The following is an 8,591-nucleotide window of genomic DNA, read 5'->3' as shown; positions in this document are numbered from 1 at the left end:
CCACCGATCCCATCCACTGTTGAGAGGAAGACCCCGAGCAGGTCTCGAGTCGAACCGGGTTTCCATTCGTCTGTACGTCGGCGGCATTGGTTGCGCACTGGTCCGAGCCCTGAATCATGAGCCTGCCCTCGGCGGTGTACGTCCACCGTTGATTTGCGGAACCACTGCAGTAGCCGGTGACCAACAGGACGCCCGGCCCGACGGAGTTGCTCTGGGGCATGAGGCACCTGGTCTGCACCCTCATGGTGCCATCGTCCTCGGCGGTCCATCGTTGCGCGGCGCTGCCGTTGCAGGCGTAGATGTCCACAGGGTTGCCCTCTAACGTCACTCCCCATCTGTTGTCCAGGCACAGTCCGCCCGACGTACGGAATTGTCCGGACACGGCAGCGTCGGATTCCGGCTCGACAACGAGCATCGCAGACAGAATCAGCACGACCACCATGATCGAATTCCTCGCGAGTTCGACGACTCGACGAAAGCCAGAATAGGACGAAGTAGACAAAGACGTCTGCATGTCGACGACTTTACCCATACGACCGCAGAATGTGACCGAAGTGAATCCGATCTTCGATATTCAAGCGATACTGCATGATTCGATACCGGGAGGGATGTCCGGTACGGACCTCCAAGCTACCCGCAGAGCACGTCGAACAATGAGAATCGGGCACCGGTTCGGTTACGGCGCGAGCCGCACAACCGTCCACAATCTCGGGAACCAACAGTCGATGTCGTACGACTTGTCAGATGTGAGTCGCCGATAGTCGCGATGCACGTGCGTCCAGTGGCTGACTGGACGAGAACAAATGCGGGGTCGGGCCGGTCGTGCGGTTCGGCCCCGCAGTTCACTGTGTGAAGAACGTCGATTGTCCGGACTGGTCACGAGCACAGAGAAGCGCCGTTCCGATCGCCAGGATCACCAGTAGCACAACGGATACGGAGTACGCCGACCCAGCCGAAGCCAAGGTCGAATCGGCACTTCCCGGAGCATCACCGAGCACGAGGCGATACACGGACCCCACGAGAGCGAAGCCGGTGGCCAAACCGACCTGGGTGACGGTGGATGCAGCACCCGAGGCGGACCCTGCGTCGTCCACGGACACTTGCTGGAAGACCCCGGCGATCAACGGGGACACGACAAATCCCTCGGCGAAGCCGATCACCCCGATCGCTGTCGCGAGCAGAACGTGCTGGGCTTCCGGCGAGGTATGCACGATCAGAATGTTGACCGCCAATGCCAGCGCCAACACCACACACCCGACGACCGGCAGCATGGACCCGATTCGCATGAATGCTCGTCCGCTGATTGCCGATCCGATGGAGAACCCGATCCCGAGCGGAACGAACATCAGCCCGGCTGCGAGCGGATCCATCCTCAGCCCAGTTTGCACATAGTACGAAAAGACGATGAACAGACCGGCGTTGCCGGCGAAGAACGTCCCGATTGCCAGCAATCTGCCAAGAACACGTGGCGACCCGAGAACCCTGGGCGAGAAGAGCGGCTCACACCCTGTTCGGAGCACTCGTCGTTCGTGCGCGATCAACAGATACGCGGTCACCACAGCAAACAGCCAGCAGAGCCAGATCCGGCCGTCGGCACCCGGCTCGAGACCGAGAATCAGTGGCAGCAACAGAGTCGGCAGTAGCACCACCGTCAACAGCATTGCCCTCGAATCCAGGTTGTCCGCGGTAGACGACCGGGACTCGGCAATGGTCGACCTGCCGAGAGCGAGAATGAGCAACCCGATGGGAACGTTGACCAGAAATGCCGTTCGCCAACCCAATCCGGCGATATCCCAATGTACGAGGAAACCACCGCCGGCCAATCCGAAAATTACACCGAGCCCGATCACCATGGCGTACAACGCAATTACCCGCGCCCTGCGCTTCTCGTCGGGAAATATGGATCGGATCAGAGCGAGCTCTTGCGGCACCAGGGCCGCAGCAGCTGCGCCCTGCAGAACACGTGCGGCAATAAGCAATTCCGGGTTCGGAGCCATTCCGCAGGCCAGCGAGGCCGATGTGAACACCGCAACGCCGAGAAGAAACACTCGGCGTCTCCCGAAACGGTCACCGAGCCGCGCTCCGGTGATGAGGCCGGCCGCACATGCGAGAACGTAACTGGCCCCGATCAGTTGAATCTGGTCGAAGCGCGCAGGCAGGTCTCGCTGAATGGTGGGAGCGGCGACGGTGACGATGAATCCATCCACCTGACCCATGAAGGTCGCCAACAGGACAACTGCCACCCCGAGCCGGATACGACCTCGGGACAACGGTCTCTGTGTCGACTCGATGCTCTGCATGACCGACAGGTCGTGCAGAGATCCACAAAGGTTCCTCGGCAGACCCGTCGGATCTCGTCAGCTCTCGTCTTCGAGAATCCAACACACCGACGCATCGACCTGTTGCACGGAACCGCTCTGTGCGCGATCCAACAGTTCACGCAGATGCTGAGCGAGACCCGCCAAGTCCTGCATCTGCTTCTCGACCTTGACCAGTCGCTCGGCCAGCAGGTCTTGCACGTGCTCGCACGGTGCCTGCCCCGAATCCCGGATGGTGAGGACATCGCGGATGTCGGCCAGCGCAAGACCGGCGTCCTGGGACCGGCGGATGAAGCGAAGCCGATCCACCGTGTCCGGCGTGTACTCCCGGTACCCCCCACTGGTTCGATCCGGCTCGGGAATGAGCGATTCTCGCTCGTAGAAACGAATTGTCGAGGTCGGAGTGTCGGTCAACGCGGCAACATCACCGATTCGCATCACTCCGCCTTTCTCGCTCGGACACGTGCCGTCGGACTTGACTCTGAACCTGGGTTCAAGGTCGATACTCGAACTCGATCAACCGATAAGAAGGAGAACCGATCATGGCAACCTGGACTGTTCCAGTATCCGGACTGACGTGCCACCGCTGCGTGGACACCGTCACCGAGCAGCTGACCGAAATCGAGGCGGTGGAGACCGTGTCGGTCGACCTGGTGACCGGCGGCGTGTCGACCGTCACCGTTACCGCGACCAGCGAGGTCAGCGACGCTGACCTGCAGTCGGCCCTGAGCGAGGGCGGAGCCTTTTCCGTCGCGCGATAGCATCGACTCGCCTCGCTGCAGAGCCGCCGAGCATTCATGCATACGGCGGCTCTACGGCGTATTGCGGTATCGACGCAGCCGCAGGCTGTTCGAGACCACGAAGAAGGACGAGAAGGCCATCGCCGCGCCCGCCAGCAATGGGTTGAGCAGACCGGCTGCGGCGACCGGGATGGCTGCGATGTTGTAACCGAAGGCCCAGATCATGTTGCCCTTGATGGTCGACAGGGTCGCCTTGGCCAAGCCGAGCGAGTCCACGACGGCGCCGAGATCCTCGCGAACGACGATGATGTCCGCGGCACCGATCGCGACGTCGGTGCCGGCACCGATGGCCAGACCGAGATCTGCGGTGGCCAGCGCGGGGCCGTCGTTGATTCCATCACCGACCATCGCCACGGTCCGCCCTGCGTCACGCAGTGATGTGATCACCTCGACTTTGCCCTCCGGCATCACCTCGGCGATCACTTCCTCTATACCCACTGCGTCGGCAACTGCCTGAGCCGCGTAGGCATTGTCACCGGTTACCAGCAGTGTGCGCAGGCCGAGTGCATGCAATTGCCTCACCGCATCTGCCGCAGATTCCTTGATGGTGTCCGTAACGATGAGCACTGCGCTCACTCGAGTATCCACCGCGAGAAACACCGCGGTGGCACCGAGCCGTTCGCCTTCGGTTTGGGCATTGCGAAGGTTCTGAGGGATTGCGGAGCCGCGTCCCTCGAACAATGCACGACGGCCGATCTCGACGGTGCGGCCGTCGACCGAACCGGTGGCCCCCAACCCTGGTAGCGCAACAAAATCCTCGACCGTAGCCAAGGTCTCGTTGCGAGCCCTGGCCGCTCCGGTGATCGCGGCCGCGATGGCGTGCTCCGAAGCATGCTCCACGGCACCGGCGAGTGCGAGCATCTCGTTCTCGTTCTCGCCGGGGGCCACGACGATGGACTCGAATGCCAGCGATCCGGTGGTGATGGTGCCGGTCTTGTCGAATACGACGGTATCGACGGTGCGCGTCGCCTCCAACGCCTGGTGGCCCTTGATGAACACCCCGAGTTGCGCACCGCGGCCGGAAGCGACCATCAGCGCGGTCGGAGTCGCCAGCCCCAGCGCACAGGGGCACGCGATGATCAATACCGCCAGTGCGGCGCTGACGGATCTGTCCACGTCACCGCTGCCGACCAACCAACCGGCGAAGGTGAGCGCGGCAAGTACGAAGACGATCGGCACGAAGACGCCGGAGATTCGGTCCGCGAGACGCTGCAGATCGGCTTTGCCCGATTGCGCCGCGTCGACGAGCCGGATCATTCCCGCCAGTGCGGTGTCCGGTCCCACCGCGGCTGCCTCGACGACCAGGCGACCGTCGAGAACCACGGTTCCACCGATCACCGCCGAACCCGCCTCCTTGTCCACCGGTAGCGACTCGCCGGTCATCGCGCTCGTGTCGACGGTGCACCTGCCCTCGGTGACCAGCCCGTCGGCGGCGATCACCTCGCCGGGCCGCACGACGAACTTTTGGCCCTCGTTGAGCTCGCCGACGGGAATGCGCAGTTCTTCGCCGCTACGAAGCAGCACCGACACCTCTCGCGCGCCGAGTTCTGCCAGAGCCCTCAATGCCCCGCCTGCACGACGTTTCGCCTTTGCCTCGAAATAGCGCCCCGCGAGCACGAAGACAGTCACACCGGCGGCTACCTCGAGGTAGATCGAGTCGCTGGAGACGATCGCAGCCCAGATCCCCCGCCCCTCGTCTGCGGTGGACGCGCGGAAGAACATGGAATACAGGGACCATCCCGTTGCAGCGATGATGCCGGAGGACACCAGAGTGTCCATCGTGGTCGTACGGTACTTCAGACCCGTGAGCGCCGCGCGATGGAACGGCAGCGCAGCCCATCCGACCACCGGGATGGCGAGTGCTAGCAGGATGAACTGCCAACCGGTGATCCTGGTACTGGGAACCACCGCGAACATGATCGACAGGTCTGCGAGCGGCATGAACAACACGAGCGCAACGACCAGGCGGCGGAATATGTCCTTGGTGTGTGCATCACCGGCCGACGTGTCGACGCTGGCATGGTCGACGAACGGTTCGGCACCGTAGCCCGCAGCTTCGACGACCGCGCACAGATCTGAGGACGTCGCTGTCGACGGTGCTTCGATCGTGGCGACGGCGGTCGCGTAGTTCACCGAAGCACGCACGCCGTCGACCTTGTTGAGTTTGCGCTCCACTCGGTTGGCGCAGGCCCCGCAGGTCATGCCGCTCACCGACAACGCAATGCGAACCGTCGTCGAATCCGGGGACTCGGCATCTCCGTCGTGATCCTGGACCAGAATCAAGGGCGTGCTTGCGGTCATTCGGTCGATACCTTCTTCGGTGTCTGTGAGTTCTGCGATATTCGGCGCTCTTGCGGTCGGACGTCATGCGGCAGAGTCGTCCGCCGCCCGTAGATGGTTTCCTCGTCGCCCGGGCCGAGCCCCGGCGGGGAGATCGATCTCGTCTGTCGCTCGACGCGTCACATCGCTCGGAAACGGCGGATCGGTTGTCGCCTCTCGTCGGTGGACCATGACGGTGACCAACACACCGATGGCGATGATCGCGTGGGATGCGATGCGCGAGCCGGTGACCTGACCCGCAATCGAATCGGTGATGACGAATACGGTCAGAAGGGCGCTGAAGGCGACGAGCACGGGAATGAGTCCGGTCGTGGCTCGGGGACGGCAGGCCGCAAACAGGAACCCGATACCGACAGCGACGTTCCAGGCAGTGCTTTCGTTGAACAAGTGAGCGTTCATGACATGGGATCCCATGTCCACCGAATCCATCGCGTGACTGTGGCCGAATCCGACTATCTGGCCGAGTCCGAGCGCGAGTTGGCCGAGTGCAACTACCACCAGCGCAGCTCTCCACGGGTGATCTGTGGTGACCCAGCGTGTGAGTCGCCACATCCGAGTGCGAGGAACCTCGACACCGACCGAGGCCAGGATGTCCGCAGTGAGATCCGGAGTTCGGGGTGCCGGCCGTACTCGCAAACCCCTGGTCAGCTCGGTGGCCGCTGCGAACCACGACCGGCAATCGGCGCAGGTTCGAAGATGCTCGTCGACGCGAGCCGATGGCACCGGTTCGCGCTCGCCGTCGATGCGCGCAGAGAGCGATTCCCGCGCTGTTGTGCAGTCCACTTGGTTATTGTCGCGCCGGGGCAGTAAAAAGTTCCCACCCCCGGTCGATTAGTCTGCTCTCGTGACCAACCGAGACGACCATGACGCGCGCACCACGCAGTTGGCGCTCGCTGCCGGTCGGGGCGACACTCGTGCGTTGGAATCCTTCATCCGCGAGACGCAACGCGATGTGTGGCGATTCGTCGCTCACCTGAGCTCGGTCTCGTCGGCGGACGATCTCACTCAAGAGACCTACATGCGCGCCATCAAGTCGCTCCCTAGGTTCGCCGCGCAATCCACGGCTCGGACGTGGCTACTGTCGATCGCGCGACGGGTTGTCGTCGACCAGGTCCGCTCGGCGATGTCTCGGCCACGTATCGCCGGCCACGAAGACTGGGTAGCTGCGGCCGATTCGGCGCATGTATCCGCAGCAGCCTCGACGAACTTTTCCGAAGACTTGGTCGAAGTGCGAATGCTCCTGGCAGATCTACCCGCTGATCGTCGAGAAGCTCTGCTGCTGACGCAGATCCTCGGGATGTCCTATCAAGAAGCCGCCGATGTGTGTGGGTGTCCCATCGGTACCGTCCGCTCACGAGTGGCGCGCGCCCGAGAGCAACTGCTTTCGGCGACACGCGCAGGCCGCGAAGAAGGTGCCAGCTGAAGTGCTGCTCGTCCTCACGGAACCAAGAGCACACGATCGACGGCGATAGCCTCGCACATCAGCTGACGGCACAATTCAGCGTGCGAGAGTCCGGTACATCGCCCCTTCGAGTCTGGTCGATGGATAGTCGGCTCTCCCCGTGACGCGCAGATGAGTCATGCAGCTTGTCACAGTCCTTTCGATCGCAGGAATTCGGCGACGTCGGTTACCGCCTGTGGGTTGCGTGGGCCTTCGACGAGCGCTGCGTAGGGAAGGGCCGTGATGTTGTTCTCGCGGACAGCGGTCGTGCCCGACATCAGCGGATGTTGCCGTAGCTGTTCGATTTTCGCCTCGACGGTCTCCCCCGCGCCGGAGTTGTAGTCGACGATGACGATCGCTTGCGGGTCGCGCTGAGCTGCGGCCTCCCAGGAGGCGGTGGTCCACGAGTTGTCGATGTCGTCGAAGATGTTGCTGCCGCCGGCTTCTCGGAAGATCTGCGATGGGGCTGCGGTACGGCCGGAGGTGAACGGTTCCGGGGTCGCACTGTCGAACAGGAACATCCGTGCCGGATCCTGCCCGGCCGGTGCGGGCACGAATCGGTAGAGAAACGGACGGCTCCGTTGCATCGACCGCGATGCGCCGATATCGGAAGTGGGAAGAAGTCACCGCAGGGAACGTCGATGGCCACCAGGACGGGCAATCCAAGTTTGATGACAAGCCAGCCAGCGAGCGTGACCGCATGTCCGCAGGATAGAAGTGCTACCGCGACATCGAGCCTGGTTGCTTTCCGTCGCTCCCACGCAATCACCCCAGGCTGTTGATGGCTGAGGTGGTCGCGCCCTGATGGCTCAGTCTGCGTCGAGGCGCGCGCTGCCCTAGGACCACCTCCGGCGGTCTCCGGATTGAGCTCCGCTGCGCTCCGCACAGCAGAAAGAACAATTTCCTTCGCACATCTGGCTCGAATCGAGCATGCAACACCCTGACCCGTCTTACCCAACCCTGACTCCGCGTTGCTCCGGCCCGATGGGCTCCGAAAACTTTTCAAAGCGCCTGCGGCTGACAACTTTCCGGATCAGGGCCAGGACGCCGGTCGAGTGCACCGCCTTCTACCCTTCGAGCCAGATGACGGCGAAAGAAAATTGGCAGAGCGAAAGGGCCGGGGGAGCCGGTCCCGCAACAGAAAGAGAGCCCGACATGCCGCAGAATACTTCCAGCACAGGACGACGGACCACCGCCGCACACAACGCCCGAACCACCGGAATCGTCACCCACACAACTGTCCTGGTCTCCGAGCTCATGCTCGAACATCACTGGATCCGCGCCGATATCTGCGATCGCGGACCTCGACGCTGCACGCTCATCTAGCATGTCGGTAATCAAGCTGGAAACAAAGATCCTGCGGCCGGACGCCCAGTCAGCAATGTCTTCTTGCCTCGGCACCACTGATGCGGAGCGTTGATCTATGTCTACATGTGGGCCCATCACCTGATTAGACATCACCTGACCGATAAGTCACGTGAGGACGGGATCTGACCGGCCTCGTTGGCAGTATCGTCCAGGTGGCAACATGTAGATCCGGCAACGTCCGGGGCACCCAGTTATTCTGAGATGTGTCAATATGTGTCACTCTCGCGAGCGTTCGAACGTCCATACGCGTCCCACACCGACCCTGAACTGCGGAAATGCGGTGCCCCCAGTCGGACTCGAACCGACACTGTGCGGATTTTAAGT

The 8,591-nt window shown here is 62.5% G+C and carries 8 protein-coding genes and 1 pseudogene; 3 read left to right on the top strand and 6 right to left on the bottom strand.

What is annotated here, in order from left to right:
* From WBQ44_RS13635 to WBQ44_RS13625, 3 genes are all read right to left on the bottom strand, one after another.
* Positions 1–514: ricin-type beta-trefoil lectin domain protein (locus WBQ44_RS13635; protein WP_495567214.1), on the bottom strand; the 514-nt coding region annotated here is incomplete at its 3' end.
* 328 nt (positions 515–842) lie between these two features.
* The gene (locus WBQ44_RS13630) at positions 843–2,243 is read right to left on the bottom strand and encodes an MFS transporter (RefSeq protein ID WP_495567213.1); all 1,401 of its coding nucleotides are present in this window, start codon (positions 2,241–2,243) and stop codon (positions 843–845) included.
* Positions 2,244–2,357: 114 nt separating this feature from the next.
* A complete protein-coding gene (locus WBQ44_RS13625) occupies positions 2,358–2,756 on the bottom strand; it encodes a heavy metal-responsive transcriptional regulator (protein ID WP_495567212.1) in 399 nt (132 codons plus the stop codon).
* Positions 2,757–2,860: 104 nt separating this feature from the next.
* Between WBQ44_RS13625 and WBQ44_RS13620 the strand changes: the two genes are divergently transcribed.
* The gene (locus WBQ44_RS13620) at positions 2,861–3,079 is read left to right on the top strand and encodes a heavy-metal-associated domain-containing protein (protein ID WP_495567211.1); all 219 of its coding nucleotides are present in this window, start codon (positions 2,861–2,863) and stop codon (positions 3,077–3,079) included.
* A gap of 51 nt (positions 3,080–3,130) precedes the next feature.
* Here WBQ44_RS13620 and WBQ44_RS13615 read toward each other — a convergent pair whose 3' ends face one another.
* Positions 3,131–5,419 (bottom strand): heavy metal translocating P-type ATPase, encoded by a 2,289-nt coding sequence (locus tag WBQ44_RS13615; protein WP_495567210.1) that lies wholly within the window; start codon positions 5,417–5,419, stop codon positions 3,131–3,133.
* A gap of 63 nt (positions 5,420–5,482) precedes the next feature.
* On the bottom strand, positions 5,483–6,241 hold the full coding sequence (locus WBQ44_RS13610) for a zf-HC2 domain-containing protein (RefSeq protein WP_495567209.1): 759 nt from the start codon (positions 6,239–6,241) through the stop codon (positions 5,483–5,485).
* Between the two features lie 61 nt (positions 6,242–6,302).
* Here WBQ44_RS13610 and sigC point away from each other — a divergent pair, with 61 nt between their 5' ends.
* Positions 6,303–6,881, top strand: coding sequence for an RNA polymerase sigma factor SigC (gene sigC, locus WBQ44_RS13605; RefSeq protein WP_495567208.1), 579 nt, complete (start codon positions 6,303–6,305; stop codon positions 6,879–6,881).
* Between the two features lie 167 nt (positions 6,882–7,048).
* On the opposite strand, the pseudogene WBQ44_RS13600 reads toward sigC, so the two are convergent.
* Positions 7,049–7,444: pseudogene (locus WBQ44_RS13600) on the bottom strand (ABC transporter substrate-binding protein); the annotation flags it as partial.
* 610 nt (positions 7,445–8,054) lie between these two features.
* On the opposite strand from WBQ44_RS13600, the gene WBQ44_RS13595 reads away from it, so the two are divergent.
* The gene (locus WBQ44_RS13595; RefSeq protein WP_495567207.1) at positions 8,055–8,225 is read left to right on the top strand and encodes a hypothetical protein; all 171 of its coding nucleotides are present in this window, start codon (positions 8,055–8,057) and stop codon (positions 8,223–8,225) included.
* Positions 8,226–8,591 lie beyond the last annotated feature (366 nt).

It is taken from the genome of Rhodococcus sp. (in: high G+C Gram-positive bacteria) (assembly GCF_049591685.1).
Taxonomy (GTDB): Bacteria; Actinomycetota; Actinomycetes; order Mycobacteriales; family Mycobacteriaceae; genus Rhodococcoides.
Note: the sequence above shows the minus strand (reverse complement) of the source record. Positions and strands in the feature narration are given on the sequence as shown.

Bases quoted from the DNA above. Each gene is read 5' to 3' on its own strand.
- WBQ44_RS13615 (WP_495567210.1), bottom strand. From the start codon at position 5,419: ATGACCGCAAGCACGCCCTTGATTCTGGTCCAGGATCACGACGGAGAT.
- WBQ44_RS13595 (WP_495567207.1), top strand. From the start codon at position 8,055: ATGCCGCAGAATACTTCCAGCACAGGACGACGGACCACCGCCGCACAC.
- WBQ44_RS13620 (WP_495567211.1), top strand. From the start codon at position 2,861: ATGGCAACCTGGACTGTTCCAGTATCCGGACTGACGTGCCACCGCTGC.
- WBQ44_RS13625 (WP_495567212.1), bottom strand. From the start codon at position 2,756: ATGCGAATCGGTGATGTTGCCGCGTTGACCGACACTCCGACCTCGACA.